Origin of the sequence: Pseudoalteromonas sp. BZA4, assembly GCF_040104395.1 — a bacterium.
GTDB lineage: Bacteria > Pseudomonadota > Gammaproteobacteria > Enterobacterales > Alteromonadaceae > Pseudoalteromonas.
In genome coordinates, this window is record NZ_JBECOT010000064.1 from 1 (window position 1) to 20136 (window position 20136).

General features: G+C 40.8%; 20 protein-coding genes. 12 read left to right on the forward strand and 8 right to left on the reverse strand.

The window, feature by feature from the left end; genetic code table 11:
- Positions 1-158 precede the first annotated feature (158 nt).
- The gene (locus tag ABMY41_RS18430) at positions 159-431 is read right to left on the reverse strand and encodes an oxidative damage protection protein (RefSeq protein ID WP_036970432.1); all 273 of its coding nucleotides are present in this window, start codon (positions 429-431) and stop codon (positions 159-161) included.
- Between the two features lie 15 nt (positions 432-446).
- The gene (gene mutY, locus ABMY41_RS18435; protein WP_349275839.1) at positions 447-1526 is read right to left on the reverse strand and encodes an A/G-specific adenine glycosylase; all 1080 of its coding nucleotides are present in this window, start codon (positions 1524-1526) and stop codon (positions 447-449) included.
- 215 nt (positions 1527-1741) lie between these two features.
- Here mutY and trmB point away from each other — a divergent pair, with 215 nt between their 5' ends.
- The 5 genes from trmB (at position 1742) to arcA (ending at position 6596) form a co-directional block, all read left to right on the forward strand.
- Complete coding sequence (trmB, locus tag ABMY41_RS18440) at positions 1742-2467, forward strand: tRNA (guanosine(46)-N7)-methyltransferase TrmB (protein ID WP_289098676.1); 726 nt, start codon at positions 1742-1744, stop codon at positions 2465-2467.
- 16 nt (positions 2468-2483) lie between these two features.
- Complete coding sequence (locus tag ABMY41_RS18445) at positions 2484-3512, forward strand: methyltransferase (protein ID WP_289098674.1); 1029 nt, start codon at positions 2484-2486, stop codon at positions 3510-3512.
- Positions 3513-3630: 118 nt separating this feature from the next.
- The gene (locus ABMY41_RS18450) at positions 3631-5253 is read left to right on the forward strand and encodes an ATP-binding protein (protein ID WP_175083437.1); all 1623 of its coding nucleotides are present in this window, start codon (positions 3631-3633) and stop codon (positions 5251-5253) included.
- Positions 5253-5774, forward strand: coding sequence for a YfiR family protein (locus ABMY41_RS18455; RefSeq protein WP_289098673.1), 522 nt, complete (start codon positions 5253-5255; stop codon positions 5772-5774). Before ABMY41_RS18450 ends, ABMY41_RS18455 begins: the two co-directional genes overlap by 1 nt.
- 105 nt (positions 5775-5879) lie before the next feature.
- Complete coding sequence (arcA, locus tag ABMY41_RS18460) at positions 5880-6596, forward strand: two-component system response regulator ArcA (protein ID WP_054551295.1); 717 nt, start codon at positions 5880-5882, stop codon at positions 6594-6596.
- Between the two features lie 6 nt (positions 6597-6602).
- Here the strand turns inward: arcA and arcB are convergent, their stop codons facing one another.
- Positions 6603-8930 carry an aerobic respiration two-component sensor histidine kinase ArcB gene (arcB, locus tag ABMY41_RS18465; RefSeq protein ID WP_349275831.1) on the reverse strand — a complete coding sequence of 776 codons (2328 nt, stop codon included), beginning with the start codon at positions 8928-8930 and terminating at the stop codon, positions 6603-6605.
- A gap of 173 nt (positions 8931-9103) precedes the next feature.
- Here arcB and folE2 point away from each other — a divergent pair, with 173 nt between their 5' ends.
- The 4 genes from folE2 to ABMY41_RS18485 all read left to right on the forward strand — a co-directional run bounded on the left by folE2 (position 9104) and on the right by ABMY41_RS18485 (position 12462).
- A complete protein-coding gene (gene folE2, locus ABMY41_RS18470; RefSeq protein WP_175081115.1) occupies positions 9104-10024 on the forward strand; it encodes a GTP cyclohydrolase FolE2 in 921 nt (306 codons plus the stop codon).
- A gap of 81 nt (positions 10025-10105) precedes the next feature.
- The gene (locus ABMY41_RS18475; RefSeq protein ID WP_058585661.1) at positions 10106-10699 is read left to right on the forward strand and encodes a DUF2726 domain-containing protein; all 594 of its coding nucleotides are present in this window, start codon (positions 10106-10108) and stop codon (positions 10697-10699) included.
- A gap of 103 nt (positions 10700-10802) precedes the next feature.
- Complete coding sequence (mtnN, locus tag ABMY41_RS18480) at positions 10803-11510, forward strand: 5'-methylthioadenosine/S-adenosylhomocysteine nucleosidase (RefSeq protein WP_054551291.1); 708 nt, start codon at positions 10803-10805, stop codon at positions 11508-11510.
- Between the two features lies 1 nt (position 11511).
- The gene (locus ABMY41_RS18485) at positions 11512-12462 is read left to right on the forward strand and encodes a cobalamin biosynthesis protein (RefSeq protein ID WP_058585663.1); all 951 of its coding nucleotides are present in this window, start codon (positions 11512-11514) and stop codon (positions 12460-12462) included.
- Between the two features lie 58 nt (positions 12463-12520).
- Here ABMY41_RS18485 and tyrS read toward each other — a convergent pair whose 3' ends face one another.
- Complete coding sequence (tyrS, locus tag ABMY41_RS18490; RefSeq protein ID WP_054560777.1) at positions 12521-13720, reverse strand: tyrosine--tRNA ligase; 1200 nt, start codon at positions 13718-13720, stop codon at positions 12521-12523.
- 398 nt (positions 13721-14118) lie between these two features.
- Between tyrS and ABMY41_RS18495 the strand changes: the two genes are divergently transcribed.
- Entirely contained in the window at positions 14119-15435 is a 1317-nt protein-coding gene (locus tag ABMY41_RS18495) for a peptidoglycan DD-metalloendopeptidase family protein (RefSeq protein WP_054560778.1), read from the forward strand.
- Between the two features lie 124 nt (positions 15436-15559).
- Here ABMY41_RS18495 and ABMY41_RS18500 read toward each other — a convergent pair whose 3' ends face one another.
- The 4 genes from ABMY41_RS18500 to ABMY41_RS18515 form a co-directional block, all read right to left on the reverse strand.
- A complete protein-coding gene (locus tag ABMY41_RS18500; protein WP_349275834.1) occupies positions 15560-15736 on the reverse strand; it encodes a hypothetical protein in 177 nt (58 codons plus the stop codon).
- 115 nt (positions 15737-15851) lie between these two features.
- Positions 15852-16982, reverse strand: coding sequence for a sodium ion-translocating decarboxylase subunit beta (locus tag ABMY41_RS18505; protein WP_054560779.1), 1131 nt, complete (start codon positions 16980-16982; stop codon positions 15852-15854).
- Between the two features lie 10 nt (positions 16983-16992).
- Positions 16993-18765 carry a sodium-extruding oxaloacetate decarboxylase subunit alpha gene (gene oadA, locus ABMY41_RS18510; protein WP_349275836.1) on the reverse strand — a complete coding sequence of 591 codons (1773 nt, stop codon included), beginning with the start codon at positions 18763-18765 and terminating at the stop codon, positions 16993-16995.
- Positions 18766-18780: 15 nt separating this feature from the next.
- On the reverse strand, positions 18781-19029 hold the full coding sequence (locus ABMY41_RS18515; protein WP_054560781.1) for an OadG family transporter subunit: 249 nt from the start codon (positions 19027-19029) through the stop codon (positions 18781-18783).
- A gap of 531 nt (positions 19030-19560) precedes the next feature.
- Between ABMY41_RS18515 and ABMY41_RS18520 the strand changes: the two genes are divergently transcribed.
- Both ABMY41_RS18520 and ABMY41_RS18525 read left to right on the forward strand, forming a co-directional pair.
- Positions 19561-19734 carry a DUF1328 family protein gene (locus ABMY41_RS18520; protein ID WP_064971747.1) on the forward strand — a complete coding sequence of 58 codons (174 nt, stop codon included), beginning with the start codon at positions 19561-19563 and terminating at the stop codon, positions 19732-19734.
- A gap of 51 nt (positions 19735-19785) precedes the next feature.
- Positions 19786-19977: a hypothetical protein gene (locus ABMY41_RS18525; RefSeq protein ID WP_054551284.1), complete on the forward strand. Its 192-nt coding sequence runs from the start codon at positions 19786-19788 to the stop codon at positions 19975-19977.
- Positions 19978-20136: the final 159 nt, after the last annotated feature.

Consider the following 20136-nt stretch of genomic DNA (forward strand, 5'->3'; position numbering starts at 1 on the left):
GCTGAGACTATTTAAACTGCCACCAAGAAGAGAAGATAGGCGATACCCAAGAGCGATAAAGCCTAAGCCATCAAAGTACCCACATAAAAAAAGAAATGCCAGTCAGCTTAACTGACTGGCATTGGCCTATTGGCCCTTTTTACTTTTAATTTCTTCGTTTATTTTTCTGGAGGACGGTAGCCTTCAATTTCCACGTCTTTACCTTCAAATAAGAAACCTACCATTTGCTCTTCTAAAAAAGCACGGTGCTCTGGGTCCATCATGTTCAGATGTTTTTCGTTGATCAACATCGTTTGCTTATGTTGCCATTGGCCCCACGCTTCTTTACTGATGTTGTTGAAAATCTTTTCACCAAGCTCACCTGGGTATAGTTGGAAGCCTAAGCCTTCAGCTTCTTTTTGTAACTTTTGACAAAATACTGTGCGTGCCATAATTGCTCTCTACTCTTATTGCGTGATGCTATTGTAATCTATTGCGCTTAATTGTTTAACCAGCTTTTTCGTTGGCGCTGCAAGGCCAACCTCAACTGACTCATCAAGCGGATACCAAACTAGTTGCCGCTCATTAATAAGATCTGGAATACTCGGCAAGGTTAAAACATGTGGATTGATAGTCAGCTCAAAATGCGAAAACACATGGGTAAAGGCTTCAAGTGCCTGCGTATTGTTTGATAAACCATGCTGGGCTAAAAATGTTTCTAGCTCAGCTTGCTCACTAAACTCAAAAAAGCCAAACAAACCACCCCATATCCCTGAGCTTGGGCGCTTTTCCATAAGCACTTTATTGTCACAGGCTAGAATAAGCTGATGGCATGACTTTTTCGGCACAGCCTTTTTCGGCTTTGAATGCGGGAAATCTTTAACTTTACCTTCGTTATAAGCAAGGCATTTGCTATTTAAAGGACAAGGCTCACAATCAAATTTACTACGTGAACAAAGGCTTGCACCTAAATCCATCATTGCCTGATTAAACTCAGTGACCGACTCTTTAGGCGTTAATTGCGATGATAATGACCAAAGGTGATTTTCGACCTTTTTCACTCCATACCAGCCTTCAACCATAAAAAAGCGTGCCAGTACTCGTTTAACATTACCATCTAAAATTGGATGATGTTGGCCAAGTGATAAAGACAAGATTGCCCCCGCAGTTGAGCGACCAATACCCGGCAAGTCCATCACCTCTTCAAGCGTGGTTGGAAATTTACCTTGGTATTTATCACGAACTATTTTTGCCGTTTTATGTAAGTTGCGCGCACGGGCGTAATAACCAAGCCCAGTCCAATGGTGTAGCACCTGATCTTCATCGGCATTAGCAAGCGCAATAATGTCAGGAAAGCTTTGCATAAACTTTTCAAAGTAAGGAATAACAGTTACTACTTGGGTCTGCTGTAGCATGACCTCAGAGATCCATACCTTATAGGGGGTTTTATTTAGCTGCCATGGCAGAGTTTTACGACCGTGAAGGTGATACCAGTCAACCACTTGGTTTGCAAACCAGGTTGACTCCTTATTGCTTAAATTCAAAATAACATCTTTACTTGCTGAAGCTCATTGCGGCCAAGTCTATTGCAGTTAGTTAGGCCAAGCAAGCCGAAGAAGCTCTGCTCTGTCTAAATTGCTCGTACATGGTCGCAATATTAATCTCGAAAGATAAACAGCCCTTGACTATTGTACTCAAGGCGCAGGTCAGGGATAATACGCAACCTTTTTCTATAGTCAGTATTTTAATCAGGCCAAAATATATGAGTGACTCAAGTAACCCAAACCTCGAGCAAGCAAAGCAAGAGGGTAAATACATCCGCACGATTCGTAGTTTCGTTAAGCGCGAAGGTCGCCTAACAAAAGGCCAAGCGGCAGCCATCGAGAAGTGTTGGCCAACTATGGGCCTTGAGCACAAAAATGGCATGCTAAACCTAGCAGAAGTGTTTGGTAACGATAACGATGTGGTACTAGAAATCGGTTTTGGTATGGGCAAATCGCTAGTTGAAATGGCTAAAAACGCACCAGAACTTAACTTCATTGGTATTGAAGTTCACCGCCCAGGTGTAGGTGCTTGTTTAATGGATGCCGATGAAGCTGGTGTAACAAACTTACGCGTATTCGAGCATGATGCGGTTGAAGTGCTTGCTGACTGTATTGCCGATGAAAGCTTATCTAAGCTGCAATTATTCTTCCCTGATCCATGGCATAAAAAACGTCACCATAAGCGTCGTATCGTACAACCAGAGTTTGCACAAAAATTACGTAGCAAATTAAAAATTGGCGGTGTTTTCCATATGGCGACTGACTGGGAAAATTATGCCGAGCATATGCTAGAAGTAATGCAAGTGGCTGAAGGTTACAAAAACCAATCAGAAACTAACGATTTCGTTCCTCGCCCAGATTCACGTCCACTGACAAAATTTGAGCAGCGCGGTCACCGTTTAGGTCACGGCGTATGGGATCTAATGTTCGAGCGTACTAAGTAATAAAAGGTAAAGCAGCATGAGTAAGTTAACCAACCCAAGTTTACTATTGCTTCGTAATGAAGACGAACTTGTTGGACAATCGATTTTAGTGGTTAACTTTGAGCAAGATGGCTTTTTACGCGAACTAAAAGCGCTAAATCCCGACGCAAAAATTACTGCGTTCAGTTATAACCACGCAAATGCCATGTATGCCAGTAAAATAGCCGGTATACATGCAGTGGTTGATCACACTATTCCAAATGGTAACTACGATTTAGTTATCTACTATTACCCAAAAGCAAAGCCAGAAGCACTAATGTGCCTTGATAACATTCGTGCTGTTTGTCATCAAGATGCGCAACTTTTTGTGGTAGGTGAAAATAAAAGTGGTGTTAAATCAGCAGAGAAACAACTAAAAGACCACTGTGGTTTTAGTAACAAGATCGATAGTGCCAAGCACTGTATTCTGTATTTATTCTCTGAGCTTACGCTAAACGATAACTTTGCTATCAGCCGTTACCACAAACAATTCCAAGTAAAAGCCGGCGATATTGAATTTACTGCAGTCAGTGTACCAGGCGTATTTAACCACGGTGCGCTTGATGTAGGCACTGCGGTACTTCTGAATAATGCGCCAACTGTTAGCAAGGGTAAAGTACTCGACTTTGCTTGTGGCGCAGGCATTATTGCTACTTACTTAGGTTTAAAGCAGCCTGAGCTTGAATTTGTATGTAGCGATGTAAGTGCTCTTGCAACTTACGCCACTGAGCAAACACTTGCGTTAAATGACCTCAAAGGCCAAGCAATTTTGAGTGATGGCTTAACTGATATTAATGGTAAATTTGACCTAATCATCAGTAACCCACCGTTCCATACGGGGATTGCCACAGATTACACCATTGCCGAAGCATTTCTTAGCTCAGCAAAACAACACTTGAGCAAGCAAGGTAAATTGACCATAGTTGCAAACAGCTTCTTAAAATACCCACCCATTTTAGAAGCACAGTTTGGCCAATACAGCACAGATTTCAAAAATACTAAATTTGCCGTTTACTCAGCTAAATAATAGTTGAGTAAATAGCTTATTCGTAGCAAAAATATTTTTTAAAATATTTAGTTACTTTCAAATGTCTTTGCTAGACTAAACTCTTACTAATAACAAAAATTCTGGCCTTCTATAGCGCATGCCGATATTTTCGACACAAACAAGTATTCGTAAAGCGTTGACCAATGCGGTAATGCTAGTCACTGCGTTATGCTTGTCTTTGTCTATTTCTATTTCGACCTACCTAGATGTAAAAGAGCAAAAGTCGCTGATTGTCGATAAGATCTCTATTTTATCGAAAATAATTGCCTACAACGCCCAAATCACCGTGCTGTTTGACGATAACGAGACCGAATCTGAGCGCTTAAAGTCATTTGAATCTGTGCCGCTTATTAAAAACATCCATATCTACTCAATCGATGAGTTATCAAACGAGCCGGTGTTTTTTAGTAGTTTCAATGCCAACCGTACACCACCAGTACCCATTAAAGTTGGCAGCATAGATAACCTGTTAGAGCCACGCTTCACAGATAAAGATATAGAGCTAATAACCCCTATCGTATACGAAGGGGATACCATCGGTTATGTTTACGTTCGCGGCGGCTTAGACAGGTTAAACCAATATATTAACCGTAAAATTATCATCGATATTTTACTGACCCTGTTCGTTTTAGTACTGGTGTATTTTGTCGCTCGACGTATTCAAAAACGTATTGCAAACCCAATCGATGAATTAAGTAACCTGCTACAAGACGTATCGAAAAACCATAACTATGATACTCGCGCACAAAAAACCAATATTGATGAAATAAACCAGCTAGCGGGCAGCTTAAATATCATGCTCGCGCGCACTCAAAAACAAATTGAGCGCCACGAAAAAGACAAACAAGAAATCAAACAGCTTAACCAAAGCCTTGAAGAAAAAGTGAATCAGCGCACAATCGCCTTACGTGAGGCTAACCAAGAACTGCTCAACACTCTTGAGCGTATGCATCAATACCAAAACCAAATCGTCGAAAACGAGAAAATGGCGTCACTAGGGCAAATGGTTGCAGGTGTTGCTCATGAAGTTAACACGCCTATTGGCTTAGGTATTACAGGCTCAACGCTGTTACGTGACAAGCTAGCAGAAATTCACACGCAATTTGAACAAAAAACTTTAACTTCAGCACACTTAAAACGCTTTATTAATGACGGCATTGAAAACCTCGATCTTATCTATCGCAACCTTAACCGCGCAGCAGAGCTCGTATCTAGCTTTAAGAAAGTGGCCGTTAATCAAGATGTAGAAGTCAGCACCAAAATTAACTTAAATAACCTATTAAGTGATGTGGTGATGTCGATGCGCTCAGAAATTCAATACCGTAACCCTAAAGTTACGATTAACTGTAGCAATGACGTTAGTATTGAAACCAAGTCTGGGCCGTTACAACAAGTGTTACAGCAGCTATTAAGTAACTCGGTGATCCATGCATTTAGTGATGATCAAAATAACGAAATCACCTTTAACGTTGAGCGCAACGAAAGTAGCTTGAGTATTCACTACTTCGATAATGGTATTGGCGTTGAGAAATCAATTCGCAAACGTATTTTCGACCCATTTGTAACCACAAAACGTGGTGAAGGTGGCAGTGGTTTGGGCATGCACCTAGTTTATAACTTAGTGACTCAAGCACTTGGTGGTAGCATCGTATACGATGAACTAGCTGACGAAGGGGCTCACTTTATTATTACTCTGCCATTGCAAGAAGGTGCAGCGTAATGAGATTAGTGAGTTGTATCTTATTAGCTTTGCTTGTTGTATGCCCTGTATTTGCCAAATCACCGGACCAAGTAAAGTCTGCATTTTTGTATCAAATTGCTAAGTTCACGAAGTTTAATGACCAAGTGAACCCTCCCCCTATTTCATTTTGTTTTTATGACTTAGATAAAGGTCCTGGAGCGTTCCTTAAAGATAGAAATGAACTGCAAATTAACAAAAAACCAATTAACGTTATATTAGTGAAAAAAACCCAGCAAATTTCTGAACTTTCTCAAGTTTGTGATATCACATACATTGATGAAACATTAGAAAATGATATACTTCCACTTTGGACCGATACAATTTCATTGGATACTTTAACAATAGGTGAAAGTATCAGCTTTTTAGAAAATGGCGGTATAGCCTCTCTGGTTCAAGAAGGAAATAAAATCCGACTGTATATCAATAAGCAGCACGTATTGCAGCATAACTTTAAAGTGCAATCTCGATTGTTAGCTATGGCTAAGTTTTATCCAAATTGATTTTACTTGTTAACAATTGGATCTAATCCTATAATCTCTAGTATTCGGTTTTGCTTGATAATACCGAATTTTTGTAAATAAAATTTCCGAAAAGGTTAATATACAATGCAAACGCCAGTCATTCTGATCGTAGAGGATGAAGACGTAACTCGACTAAACCTCGTTAGTTTATTTGAAGCTGAAGGTTACAAAGTTATTGAAGCCATTGATGGCGATGATATGCATGACAAGCTTACAAATAATGATGATGTGAACCTTGTAGTTATGGACATCAACCTACCAGGTAAAAACGGGCTAATCTTAGCGCGTGAATTACGTCAAAAACGTAACGTTGGTTTAATTTTCTTAACAGGTCGTGACAACGACGTTGATCGCATTTTAGGTCTTGAAATTGGTGCTGATGATTACATCACAAAACCATTCAACCCTCGCGAATTAACTATTCGTGCTCGTAACCTTATTTCGCGCACAGCCCTAGGTGGCGAAGAAGCGAATATCGAAACAAATGGTGTTATCACATTTAACGGTTGGGAACTTGATGAAAACAGCCGTTGTTTAACATCTCCAAGCGGCGACGCTAAACGTTTACCTAAAGGTGAATACCGCGCGCTACGCTTAATGCTTGACTCACCGGGCCGTATCTTCAGCCGTGAGCAATTAATCAAGCACATGACTGGCCGCGAGCTTCGCGCTAACGACCGTACTGTAGACGTAACAATTCGTCGTATCAGAAAACACTTTGAAAGCGATAACAGCACATCTGAGCTGATCAGCACCATCCATGGTGAAGGCTATCGTTTCATTGGTAAAATCGACAGCTAATTAGAATTAATCTTCTAACTGTTGTAAGAATAATTGGAGGGCGTCACGCCCTTCATTTATTTTCACTGCTAATTCTTCAAGCCACTGTTGTAACTCTTCGCTACTCTCTTCAAGCGCGCCGTGTTCCATCTTCTTAGCATGTAATTGCACATCGTTTAAACCTACAGAGCCAGCGGCACCTTTTAATTTGTGTGCCACCGATTTGTACTCTTCTCTATCATCTGCCGCTAACGCATCTGCCAGCTCAGTTTGGTACTGAGGGTTTAACTTATTAAATAACTCACAGCTACGATTAAAGATAACCAGCCCCATTGAGCCTACAAAGTCTTCGATGGTTTCTATATCGAGCAGCTCAACGCGAATACCCGATAAATCTTTTTCAGTCACGGCTTTGATTGTCTCAGGCTGACAGTTTTGTTGCTGCTTGATATCAAATAACTCACCGAGCATTTTATCGAGTTTTGTGGTGTTGATAGGCTTAGCGAGTGCGCCTTGAATATTAATACCAGCAAGCTCTTCTTCGGCGCTACGCACGTTGGCAGTCAAGGCAACGATTGGTAAGTTATCAAAGTGTTCATCGTCACGAATTTGACGAGCAACTTCATCACCATTGATATCAGGTAATTGCATATCAAGTAAAACGAGATCTAAGTCATCTTCTGTGTAGACAAACGACAACGCATCCTCACCAGTTTCAGCCCAAATAACTTCGTGGCCACGCTGCTCAAGTAAGTTAGTAGCAATTTCAGCATTTAGCGGCACATCTTCCACTAAAAGAATGTTTAAACTGCGTACCGCATAACTTTGCTCAGTAGGCGCAATACAAAGCTTAAGCGGTATTTCAACAACAAAAACACTGCCCTCACCTTCAGTACTGCTGACATTAATTTCACCTTTCATTGCGCTAACAAGTGCTTTTGTTACCGCAAGGCCGATACCAGAGCCAATAGCATTGGTACCCTTGATATCTGGTGCTTTGTAGTACATGTCAAAAATACGATGCAGCTGCTCTTGTGGAATACCTTGCCCCGTGTCGCTCACACGCATCACTAACCACGGACCATCGGCACGATTCTCACGACGGCATTCAAGCTCTACATGGCCTTGCTGAGTAAACTTAACGGCATTATTGATAAGGTTCCAAACAACTTGGCGTAAACGGGTCGGATCAAGAGATGCGTAAACATCCAGTGTGCCTTTACGTTTAATATTGAACTCAAGGCCTTTTTGTTCAGCAATTAAGCCTGCAAAATTCACTACGTCATTAATGAAGTCGGCCACATTGACTGAGTCAGCAACAATATCGAGCTGCTCACGGTCAATTTTATCCAAGTCGATAATATCGTTAAAAATATTGCCAAGTGTTTCAGCACTTGAAAACACCGTGTTACACCAACTACGTTGCTGTTTATCGAGTTCAGTATCAAGTAGCATGCGGGTTAAGCCCACAATACCGTTAAGCGGCGTTCTTAATTCATGGCTTAAAGTTGCAATGAATTTCCCTTTATCTTTATAAGCTGCTTCAAGGGCCTGAGCCGCCTCTTTACGACTGGTGATATCACGGCCAAAGGCAAGTAAACCTATGTACTCACCTTTTTCATTTATAAAGGGTAACTTACGCATTTCAAACCAGCGCTTTTCACCATCAACAGGGTATTCAACGTCAAGTGTAAGAGCTTGGTGGGTTTGAGATACTTTTTTGTCGGTGCGCAGTACTTCTGGTAAATAATCACTTGGGTAGATTTCTTCAACACTCTTACCGATTAACTCATCGCTGCTTTTACCTATCACTTGTTCAAACATTTTATTACAGCCAGCAAATACACCATTGTTATCGCGGTAATAAAATAAATCGGGAGATGAGTCGACAATAGAGCGCAATAGCATGCCTTGTTGCGCAAGCTCTTGTTGGGTCTTCTTACGCTCGGCGATTTCGCGTCTAAGCTCTTCAATCGCTCTATGCTTGGCATGAAACGCCATTTTACGCTCATCAATCTCTTCGTTTAAGCGGCTGATATTGTCTTTTAGCGTTTGGTTAAGCAGTTTTTCTTGTTTTGTTGCGCTATCTAGGTAGCTATAAGAGGCTTCTAATTGGCGAATTGAGTTAAGCAGTACAGTTATTAAAATCGGCGATACCACCGCAGTGAAGAACATCACCGCTAAAACATCAACTAAAGTTACCGTACCAACTGCTACATAATAAAACATGCACGATAAGATCAGCGACATGACCAATAGTAAGGCATAACAGGCAGCGGCAGTTTTAAACTCACCGTACTTAGAAATAAAGCTTGAGAGAGTGCGAGCCCACGGACTCAAAGAAGAATCAATCATATATAAAGCTTAGGCACATAATCGAAAAAAAACAGCATAGCTAATTTTATCACTATTCCTTTAGAAATATTCATATTGTGCGATAAACATAGAATTTTTTCATCAACGCCGCTTTTTTATATTTTTTCATGTAAAATACCGCGCTTTAATAATTGCAAAGAATGAGTATTACCATGCAAACCACAATGCCAGATATTGCTGATACGGCTCCCGCCTTACAAACAGGTAAATTAGACTGGGTTGGCATGGGCGAAATTGAACTTCCTTTCATTTTTGAAACTCGCAATATTGCCCCTGTAAATGTAATTGCCAAGGCTCGCGCTTTTGTAAACTTGCACAAAGAAGACGCCAAAGGCATTCATATGTCGCGTTTATTTTTAGCCCTTGATACCTTATCAACCGAGCAGCAAGTTAATCCACAAACTCTTAAACAAGCACTTGATGCCTTTATTAGCAGCCATGATGATTTAAGTGACCAAGCACAAATCGAATTTAAATTTGAGCTTCCTCTGCGTCGTAAATCTTTATTAAGTGGCAAAGTAGGTTGGAAAAACTACCCTGTTCATTTGATCGCTAAGATCAACCAAGGCACTGTAAGTTTTGAGTTAATGGTTGATGTTACTTACTCGTCAACATGCCCATGTTCAGCGGCTCTTGCTCGTCAATTAATTCAAAATGCCTTTAGCGAAAAATTTGCAGAGCAAAATCTTGATAAGCAAACTGTTTTAGAATGGCTAGGCACAACAGACGGCATTGTTGCTACACCACACTCACAGCGTTCAATTGCAAACGTGAAAGTAAAACTCGACAGCCAAATTGACAGTTTTGATGTGGTTGGCTTAATTGATGCTTTAGAAGCTGAGCTAAAAACGCCAGTACAAGCGGCAGTTAAACGTGAAGATGAGCAAGAGTTTGCCCGCTTAAATGGTCAAAACCTCATGTTCTGCGAAGATGCTGCTCGTAAAATTAAAGGCTTACTTGAACAGCAAAACTACGCAGATTACTGGCTGCAAATAAATCACTACGAATCACTTCATGCCCACGACGCAGTAGCTATCGCTGTTAAAGGGGTTACTGGCGGATACACAGCTTAAAAATTTCAGGCGACTCCACACACTTAGGCACGCTAATTGCTATTAATTTTCAGTGTCAATTTGTTGTTGTGGAGTTACCGTATGGAATTCGCTTTATTATCAATTTTAGTATTAGTCGTAGTAGCCTCTGTTGTTGCGTCAAAGTTTACCGATGAAGGCGGAAACCCTTATCCTTTCACTCGTAAGCAAACTGTTTTTACGCAAGTTGAGAGTGCTTTTTTACATCTTCTAGAACGTGCTGTAGGCGACCAATATAAAATCGTCAGCCGCGTTAAACTCATTGATTTAATCGACTGTAAGCAAGGCTTATCTATCAAAGCTAAGCGCGCTGCAATGGCTAAAGCCAAAAACAAACAGTTAGATTACGTGCTTATCGACAAAGACAAACTTACTATTGTTGCCGCTGTTGATTTAGTTAATAACACCAACCGCGACGGCCATAAAGCACAACGTGACTGGTTTGTTAGTGGCGCGTTAGAAGCAGCAGGCATCCCGCATATTCGCATGAAGGTAAAATCAGGTTATCAACCAAGAGAAGTACGTGATGCAATCATGTTTAAGCTTGGTAAACCTGCAGCAGCGCCTGCAAGACCTGCACGCAACCGCGTTACTAAACCAGCGGTATTATCACCATCACAAGCAAAAGCACACTCAACGGCGCTTGCAGAAATATAACCTGTCATAATATTGGCAAAAGCAGACTTTAAGGTCTGCTTTTTTGTTTGTTTCAGGCATTTTTAGGTATAATCATCCTATTCAATCTAAGGAATCAAATATTATGCACGTTGGTATTATTGGCGCGATGGAGCCAGAAGTAAAAATCTTACGCGAAGCAATGGTAAACCCAAGCATCATGACTAAAGCTGGTTTTACCTTTTACACCGGTGAGCTAGCGGGTAACACAGTTACTTTAGTTCAATCTGGTATTGGTAAAGTAGCGTCTGCTGTTGCAACGACACTACTAATCGACAACTTCAGCCCAGATTGTGTGATCAACACAGGTTCTGCAGGTGGTTTTGAGCCATCGCTAAATGTAGGTGATGTCGTTATTTCTTCAGAAGTTCGTCACCACGATGTAGACGTAACTGCATTCGGTTACGAAATCGGCCAAGTACCACAAATGCCAGCTGGCTTTGCTGCGCACCCTAAACTGATTGAAGCGGCAGAGCAAAGCGTAAGTCAAATCAGCGATGTTAAAACCATGATTGGCCTAATTTGTACTGGTGATTCATTCATGTGTGACCCGGTACGAATTGAAAAAACACGTGCTGAATTCCCAACTATGCTTGCAGTAGAAATGGAAGGCGCAGCAATTGCACAAGCTTGTCATGTGCTAGAAACACCATTTGTTGTTATTCGTTCAATGTCTGACATTGCTGGCAAAGAGTCGCCGCAATCATTTGAAGAGTATATCGAAACTGCATCTATCAACTCATCTAAAATGGTTGTTGCTCTTTTAGAGAAGCTAACATCGGTGAGTTTATAAGGTGATTGCAAATATTGTTCAAAACCATTTGGACATTATTGTATTTTTTGTAGCGCTCTTAGCTGAGCGCTTCTTTCCTTTGGTTAGTTGGTATCACCCTAATACCTTTTTAACCGTTATTTTCTCTGCGCTTAGCGAGCGTTTATACAACCCAACGAACCCTAAAAGCTATCAGTATTTAGCCTCAACCTTGGCTTTTACTCTCACCATTTTAGTGATAGTGACATTGGTTGTGCTGTTTTTAGAGTTTGCTTTTTACCCTGAGCTATTAAATGGCTTAATTTTATATTTGTTACTCAGTAGCCGCGCTCAAGAGAAGAAATCATTACGTATTGCCAGATTACTCAAGCTCAACCAAAAAGCGACTGCAAGAGAGCTACTAGCTAGCCTCGTTGCCCGTGATGTATCACGTTTATCAGCCCCAGGCATTTGCAAAGCAACCATGGAGTCACTGGTGCTACAAAGTGCGCGGCATTATTTTGCCGTTATATTCTTTTATCTACTTGGCGGCGCTATCCTTGCTTTGGTTTATCGCTTACTCACATTAATTCATCAAGCATGGCGAAAAAACCTAAAACCCAACAACCCGTTTTTGGCTCCCATTGCTAAGTTACTGTTTGTATTGGAGTGGTTACCCACTCGATTAGTTGCATTAACGATTGCAGCAACTAATGCCAGTAAACAATGTATTCATTATATAAAACACTATGGCAGACACTTTTATCAAACCAATACCGGATGGCTATTAAGTGTTACATCGGCTGCTTTGCAAGTACAGTTAGGCGGCCCTGCTCTTTACCAAGGTGAGCGCTTTAATAAAATGCGTGTTGGGACCGATCGCCTACCAGATGCCGATGATATTCCTGCTTTAGTGAATCGCTTAAATCAAGCGAAAGCATTTTGGTTACTACTGATAGTCGGGATTGAAGTAATTAGCCTATTCACAAATTAATCAAAATATAAGCACAAAAAAACCAGCCGCAGCTGGTTTTTTATACCAATTAGCTTAATTAAGCTAAGGTGATTTTAGCAAACTTACGTTTACCTACTTGGTAAATCTGTGTTGTGCCTTTAGCAACTTCAAGCTTAGTATCCGTTACTTTCTCTTCACCATTAATCTTTACAGCACCTTGTTTAATCATACGCATTGCTTCTGACGTACTAGCTACAAGGTTAGCTTCTTTTAATAGATTAGTGATAAACACAGTGTCTTCAGCAATTGTTACTGTCACTTCTGGGATCTCATCTGGTAATGCATTCTTTTGGAAACGCTTGATGAAATCTTGATGAGCACCTTCGGCTGCTTCTTCACTGTGAAAACGTGCAATCATTTCTTTTGCAAGCTCAATCTTGATGTCACGCGGGTTTGCACCATCAGCAACACGCTGTTTAAGCGCAGCAATTTCTTCGATAGATAATGCACTTAATAAGTCATAGTAACGCCACATTAGATCATCGCTGATAGACATTACTTTACCAAACATGTCGTTTGGCTCATCAGTAATACCAATGTAATTACCTAATGACTTAGACATTTTCTGAACGCCATCAGTACCTTCAAGCAATGGCATCATAAGTACTGTTTGTGGCTTTTGACCTTCGTCTTTTTGTAATTCACGACCCATTAATAGGTTAAAGCGTTGATCTGTACCGCCAAGCTCAACATCAGCTTCTAATGCAACTGAGTCCCAACCTTGTACCAGTGGATATAAAAATTCGTGGATAGCAATCGATTGACCGTTGGCATAACGCTTTTTAAAGTCATCACGTTCTAGCATACGTGCTACTGTTTGACGCGCAGCCAGTTTAATCATACCTGCTGCACCTAAGTTCTCCATCCAAGCAGAGTTGAATGCAACAGTTGTTTTAGCAGGATCAAGTATTTTAAATACTTGCTCTTTATAGGTTTCAGCATTAGCTAAAACATCTTCACGAGTTAACGGTTTACGAGTTACGTTTTTACCCGTTGGATCACCAATCATACCGGTGAAGTCACCGATTAAGAAAATCACTTCATGACCTAGGTCTTGGAAGGTTTTCATTTTGTTGATAAGAACTGTATGACCTAAATGCAGATCAGGCGCAGTTGGATCGAAACCCGCTTTGATCTTAAGTTTCTTACCAGACTTTAGCTTTTCGACTAATTCGTCTTCAATTAATATCTCTTCTGCACCGCGTTTTATCTCAGCTAGAGCGGTTTGTAAATCCACTGTGTATTACTCCAAAAATTCAGCTACCGGGGCGTGGTGGCCTGTCAGGGTTATAAATATAGAGCTAAAAACTTTAAAATTTAGCTAGTTAGCACCAAAAAGCGACACTAGAAAAAAGCCTAACTTAAATAGTTTAAGAAACAGCCCTGAAGGCAGCGCGCATGATTGTTCTTTATACCGCGTTATTGCAATTTAATGAAGGTACTTTAGTTAACTAATATAGATTTAGTTTAACCATAGGCATCTGCTGCAATTTTAACCAAAAAAGTTTAACGCGCTGAGCAATTCTAGCGTAAAATAGCGCCAGTTTAAATCTACAAAACACTGGTATTTGCTCTATTTTAGGTATATCCTGCGATATTAGTATTTAAATTTCTTGACAGCAGAAAAGGCACGATATGGTTCACGTAGTGCACAAACTTCCCAAAAAACACAAACTGCTTATTCTCGGTTTGGTTTCTGCTATTGTTGGCTTGGCATTATTGCCTTCTGAAAAAGCCACCGCTTCAAAGGATAACAGTGCAAAAGCACTTGAAATTGGCAAACGCTACGAATTACAAGTTAAAGTTGATGATAACGAAAAACTAACTGAGCTTAATTCACAGCAAGCAGCAGCAAAACTTCCAGAATACGAGCTTATCGACCATGAAGTACGTAATGGCGATAATTTAGCACTTATCTTTAAACGTGCGGGCTTCTCAGCGCAAACATTACACAAACTTGTTAATACCAACGCAGAAACTCGTAAGTTAACAAAAATTCACCCAGGCGAAATCTTAAGCTTTGCAACAGCTGAAGATGGTTCTCTAGCTCAGCTGCGTTATGTGATCTCAAAAACAGATACCTTATACGTTACATTAAATGACGAAGGTAATTACGACACTTCTATCGATAGCAAAGAAATCGAAACGCTAAGTAAATCTGCTGGCGGCGAGATCTCTAATAGCTTTTGGACGTCAGGTATTGCCGCTGGTTTAAGCGAGCGTCAAATTATGAATTTTGCTGACATTTTCGGTTGGGATGTCGACTTTGCTAATGACATTCGTAAAGGTGACCAATTTGGTCTAATTTATGAAGCTCACTATGTTGATGGTGAGTACATTGGTGATGGTAAAATTATTGCCGCAGAATTTATTAACCAAGGTGAGCGTTATACCGCTATTCGCCATACCGATGGTAACTTCTACACACCTGAAGGCCGTAGCATGAAAAAAGCCTTCTTACGTGCGCCAGTTAACTTTAAATATATTAGCTCGAGCTTTAACCCGCGTCGTTTACACCCAGTGACCAAAACGGTAAAACCACATAACGGTATTGATTACGCAGCGCGTACCGGTACGCCAGTTGTATCATCGGGTAATGGTAAAGTGATTAAAGCAGGCTACAGTAAATACAACGGTAACTATGTATTTATTAGCCATGGCACACAATATGTGACTAAGTACTTACACTTAAACAAAAAGATGGTTAGAACTGGTCAGAAAGTGAAACAAGGCCAGAAGATTGGTACCGTAGGTGCGACAGGTCGTGTAACGGGCCCACACTTACACTATGAATTCTTAGTAAACGGTGTTCACCGTAACCCTAAAACGGTCAAGCTACCTAAATCAGAGCCTCTACCGCGCGATGAGCTAGCTAAGTTTAAACCGATTGCTGATAACTTCTTAGCTCAATTACAGCGTAACCGTGAGTTACAATTAGCGTTAAATAAGTAGTTAAGTAAATATAAAAAAAGCCGCTTCAAATTGAAGCGGCTTTTTTGTACCAAATAAATCCGGCTAAAACTATTATCGACTTTACTAAAATCAGTACTGATAGCACTGCGGGTTAATACTATTATTACCTTAAAAGAACATAGATAAGTTGAATAATCAGCGAAATCATCACCAGTGGCCAAATATACTTTGCATACTTTGTCGCGCCATCAAGCCCCATTTTAGACTGATACTTTTCAAGTAGCGGTATTAAAATAACCAAAGTAACAAAAAGGCATAATAAGATAATAAAAACATTCATGGCGGCTTCCTTACACAACTATCATTTAACTGCAATTTCTTTAGGGTGACCCTAGTCTATAGGCAAAAAAAAGCGCAGTAAAATTACTGCGCCAGTCGGTTGGAAGTAAATCGACTTAGCCAACAATCGCTAACAAAATACCTGCTGCAACGGCACTTCCTAATACCCCTGCTACGTTTGGTCCCATGGCATGCATTAACAAGAAGTTATGCGGGTTGCTCTCAAGGCCTACCTTATTAACCACACGTGCTGCCATTGGTACCGCTGACACACCGGCTGCACCTACTAATGGGTTGATTGGCGATTTAGAGATCTTATTAAGACCTTTTGCCATAAACACCCCTGAAGCTGTACCGATTGCAAAGGCTAAAGCACCTAACACCAAAATACCGATTGTTTCTACGGTTAAGAACTTATCGGCTGCAAGCTTTGAGCCTACCGCTAAGCCTAAGAAAATGGTGGTAATGTTGATGATTTCGTTTTGTGCACTATTGCTTAAACGATCAACCACGCCCGATTCACGCATCAAGTTACCTAAGCAGAACATACCTACCAGCGGTGTTGCCGCAGGTAAAAACAAGATAGTTAAACTAAGCACCATTAATGGAAAAACAATTTTCTCTTTTTTCGATACTGTACGAAGTTGCGGCATTTGAATTTCGCGCTCTTCTTGCGTTGTTAGTGCGCGCATAATTGGCGGCTGAATAATTGGCACAAGTGCCATGTATGAATAAGCCGCTACTGCGATTGCACCAAGTAAATCAGGTGCCAACTTAGATGCTAAGAAAATAGCTGTTGGACCATCTGCCCCACCAATAATAGCGATGGCCGATGCATCCTGTAGCGAAAATTCAAAGCCAGGAATAAAGTTAAGTAGAATTGCACCAAATAAAGTAGCAAAAATACCAAACTGCGCAGCCGCGCCCAACAGCAACATACGCGGATTTGCTATCAGGGCACTAAAGTCTGTGAGTGCACCCACGCCCATAAAGATCAAAAGTGGGAATACCCCAGAGTCAATCCCGATATGGTACACGTAATATAAAAGACCACCCGGCTCAGATAACCCAGCAACTGGGATATTAGTTAAAATAGCCCCAAAGCCGATAGGTAATAACAACAGTGGCTCAAAGTTACGGGCGATTGCTAAATAGAGTAACAAGCAACCAACCGCAATCATGATCAATGCCGGAAAAGTAAAGTTAGCAATACCCGTGGCATGCCAGAGGTTTAAAACACCATCCATCCTCTGTCTCCTATGCCAGTGCGATTAGCGCATCGCCAGTGGCAACAGAGTCGCCTTCTGCTACTAATACTTCAGCTATTGTGCCTGAGTGTGCAGCGCGAACTTCTGTTTCCATTTTCATCGCTTCCATAATGATAACCACATCACCTTCATTTACTGTTTGGCCAGCTTTTACCTTCACTTTGAAAATATTGCCTGCTAACGGCGCGTTTAAGGTTTCGCTAACAGACGCTGAAGCTGACTGAGGAATTAACTCACTGTCTTTTAGGGTTACTTCTTTGAGCTCACCACCTTGCGCTACAACGACATCGTAAACTTTGCCATCAACTTTAACGCTGTATTGCTCTGCTTTTGCAGGGCTTGTAGAGGCTGGCTTAGTTTCTGACTTAGCGACTTCACCCGTTGGAATTGCTTCAAACGCATCAGGGTTGTTACGGTTTTTAATAAACTTAAGGCCGATTTGAGGGAATAATGCGTAAGTAAGCACATCATCAATCACGTCATCAGCAAGCTCTAAACCTTGCTCTTTAGCTTCACTTAATAACTCTGCTTCAAGCTTCTCAAGTTCAGGTTCAAGCTTATCAGCAGGACGGCACGTAATTGCTTCAGCCCCCTCTAGTACACGCTCTTGTAGCTCTTTATTCATTGGCGCCGGTGTTGCACCATACTCGCCTTTTAGTACACCCGCGGTTTCTTTTGTGATGGTTTTATAACGCTCGCCAGTCAGTACATTAAGTACCGCTTGAGTACCTACAATTTGCGACGTTGGTGTAACTAGAGGAATGTAACCTAAGTCTTCACGTACACGCGGGATCTCAAGTAATACTTGATCAAGCTTATCAGCAGCACCTTGCTCTTTAAGCTGATTTTCCATGTTAGTTAACATACCGCCAGGTACTTGGGCTAATAAGATACGGCCATCAACACCTTTAAGACTGCCTTCAAATGCAGCGTATTTCTTACGTACATCACGGAAATAAGCGGCAATTTCTTCTAACTCATTTAAATTAAGGCCGGTGTCACGCTCTGTGCCTTCTACGATTGAAACAATGGTTTCTGTTGCGCTATGACCATAGGTCATACTCATTGACGAAATAGCCGTATCAAGCATATCGATACCCGCATCGATTGCTTTTTGGTAAGTTGCAGTACTTAAACCTGTCGTCGCGTGGCATTGCATCGCAATAGGAATAGACACAGTTTCTTTTAAGCCTTTGATCAACTGCTCGCAATCATATGGCTTTAATAAACCCGCCATATCTTTGATACAAATTGAATGACAGCCAAGATCTTCTAGTTGTTTTGCAAGTTTCAGCCACATATCAAGCGTATGGACTGGGCTTACTGTGTACGAAATAGTACCTTGGGCATGAGCACCTACTTTAACTGCAGCTTTAATGGCAGTTTCAAGGTTACGTACATCGTTCATCGCATCGAAAATACGGAAAACATCAACACCGTTTTTGTGGGCACGCTCAACAAACTTTTCGACTACATCATCAGCATAATGACGGTAACCTAGAAGATTTTGTCCGCGCAGTAGCATTTGTTGCTTAGTGTTTGGCATTGCCGCTTTTAGCTCGCGAATACGTTGCCAAGGATCTTCACCTAAATAACGGATACACGAGTCAAACGTCGCACCACCCCATGATTCAATTGACCAATAACCCGCATTATCGAGTTTTTCTGCCATGGGTAGCATGTCGTCTAAGCGCATACGCGTTGCCAAAAGAGACTGGTGTGCGTCGCGCAATACTAATTCGGTTAGTTTTAATTTAGCCATGTTTAAGCTGCCCCGTTATTTTTGTTTATTTCGAAATTGAGCAATTGCAGCGCTGATTGCTGCAATATGTGCCTGTGGCACACCCTGTTGAGGTTGAATTTTTGCTGTACGCGTAGGTTCTGCAGTTGCAGGATCATCAAATCGACCTACTACCTTTGACATTAAAGTGACTGCTGAAATCAAAATAGTCAGAAAAACAAACACGCCTACCATGCCTGTCACCATCAAACTGGCCGCAGTGGTGAGTAATCCACCTATATCCATACGACTCCCCTCGCTTACTTAAAATAAAAAGTTATTTTTGTTAAATAATTATGCACCAATAATAACAAACAAAATTCATTTGTATAGCACCATTGTAAATTGGTAAAACCAATTAAATTTAAAATAACATGACGCACATATAATTAACACCCTACTATTAGCGCATTTAAAGCCCCGTTATAGATGATATAAATAGTCAATATAGCCAGACGTTATATGTTCAGCTATTAACTAACCATAGTAAAATGCCTAAAAACCACGCACAACAAGGTGTTAGAGCTAGCCCCTCAAAATAAAGTTAAATTGGTCTTACCAATAATAGCGATTCTCTTTTTCCTCATTCAGCTCAATATGAAAAAATATCACTATGAATAAGTTACATGCTTACTCGTAAAAGTTACCAAATGATGAACCCTATAAAGAACGACAAAAACACACAACCCATTGAAATATATAAAATAAAACTTCTGGCACAGAACTCGCTTCAGTTACATCGAACTTAAGAAAATTTAAATAGCCAAGGAGACCACTATGTTACGCTGGACAATTACTTTTTTAGTTATCGCGTTAATCGCAGCAGTGTTAGGTTTTGGCGGTATCGCAGGAGCCGCTGCAGGCATCGCTAAGATTATCTTTTTTATATTTTTAGTATTACTAGTTATTTCGCTGGTATCAGGAGCACTTAGAGGCAGTGTCCCTAAGTAGTTAAAAGCAGATAACCACTTACTTTATTTTAAATTTACAAGGAATTTCATTATGAAAAATTCAACTTTAAAAGCCGCTACTATCGCCCTATTTTCAGGTTTATTCATCATGGGTTGTGAAGACAACTCTGCTGAAGACGCAGGTGAGCGTATTGATGAAGCAATTACTGATACACAAAATGCAGTTGAAGATGCATGTGAAGAAGTAAAAGAAGGTGTTAACGCAGAAGAAACTAACTGCTAATAACACACCTTACTTAACAAAAGCGGCCAAGTGCCTAATGCTGATCAGTTAAGAAGTTGATCAGTTGACCGATCAGAATGATCATGCACAATCCGTAGTTAGGCAACTAACTACGGATTTTTTTGTGAATATAGAACAAGCTCTTCATTCTGCTTTCGA

What these genes read in the sequence shown, in the direction of transcription:
- ABMY41_RS18430 (WP_036970432.1), bottom strand. Translation starts at nt 431, where the DNA reads ATGGCACGCACAGTATTTTGTCAAAAGTTACAAAAAGAAGCTGAAGGC.
- trmB (WP_289098676.1), top strand. Translation starts at nt 1,742, where the DNA reads ATGAGTGACTCAAGTAACCCAAACCTCGAGCAAGCAAAGCAAGAGGGT.
- ABMY41_RS18445 (WP_289098674.1), top strand. Translation starts at nt 2,484, where the DNA reads ATGAGTAAGTTAACCAACCCAAGTTTACTATTGCTTCGTAATGAAGAC.
- ABMY41_RS18450 (WP_175083437.1), top strand. Translation starts at nt 3,631, where the DNA reads ATGCCGATATTTTCGACACAAACAAGTATTCGTAAAGCGTTGACCAAT.
- ABMY41_RS18455 (WP_289098673.1), top strand. Translation starts at nt 5,253, where the DNA reads ATGAGATTAGTGAGTTGTATCTTATTAGCTTTGCTTGTTGTATGCCCT.
- arcA (WP_054551295.1), top strand. Translation starts at nt 5,880, where the DNA reads ATGCAAACGCCAGTCATTCTGATCGTAGAGGATGAAGACGTAACTCGA.
- arcB (WP_349275831.1), bottom strand. Translation starts at nt 8,930, where the DNA reads ATGATTGATTCTTCTTTGAGTCCGTGGGCTCGCACTCTCTCAAGCTTT.
- folE2 (WP_175081115.1), top strand. Translation starts at nt 9,104, where the DNA reads ATGCAAACCACAATGCCAGATATTGCTGATACGGCTCCCGCCTTACAA.
- ABMY41_RS18475 (WP_058585661.1), top strand. Translation starts at nt 10,106, where the DNA reads ATGGAATTCGCTTTATTATCAATTTTAGTATTAGTCGTAGTAGCCTCT.
- mtnN (WP_054551291.1), top strand. Translation starts at nt 10,803, where the DNA reads ATGCACGTTGGTATTATTGGCGCGATGGAGCCAGAAGTAAAAATCTTA.
- ABMY41_RS18495 (WP_054560778.1), top strand. Translation starts at nt 14,119, where the DNA reads ATGGTTCACGTAGTGCACAAACTTCCCAAAAAACACAAACTGCTTATT.
- ABMY41_RS18500 (WP_349275834.1), bottom strand. Translation starts at nt 15,736, where the DNA reads ATGAATGTTTTTATTATCTTATTATGCCTTTTTGTTACTTTGGTTATT.
- ABMY41_RS18505 (WP_054560779.1), bottom strand. Translation starts at nt 16,982, where the DNA reads ATGGATGGTGTTTTAAACCTCTGGCATGCCACGGGTATTGCTAACTTT.
- oadA (WP_349275836.1), bottom strand. Translation starts at nt 18,765, where the DNA reads ATGGCTAAATTAAAACTAACCGAATTAGTATTGCGCGACGCACACCAG.
- ABMY41_RS18515 (WP_054560781.1), bottom strand. Translation starts at nt 19,029, where the DNA reads ATGGATATAGGTGGATTACTCACCACTGCGGCCAGTTTGATGGTGACA.
- ABMY41_RS18520 (WP_064971747.1), top strand. Translation starts at nt 19,561, where the DNA reads ATGTTACGCTGGACAATTACTTTTTTAGTTATCGCGTTAATCGCAGCA.
- ABMY41_RS18525 (WP_054551284.1), top strand. Translation starts at nt 19,786, where the DNA reads ATGAAAAATTCAACTTTAAAAGCCGCTACTATCGCCCTATTTTCAGGT.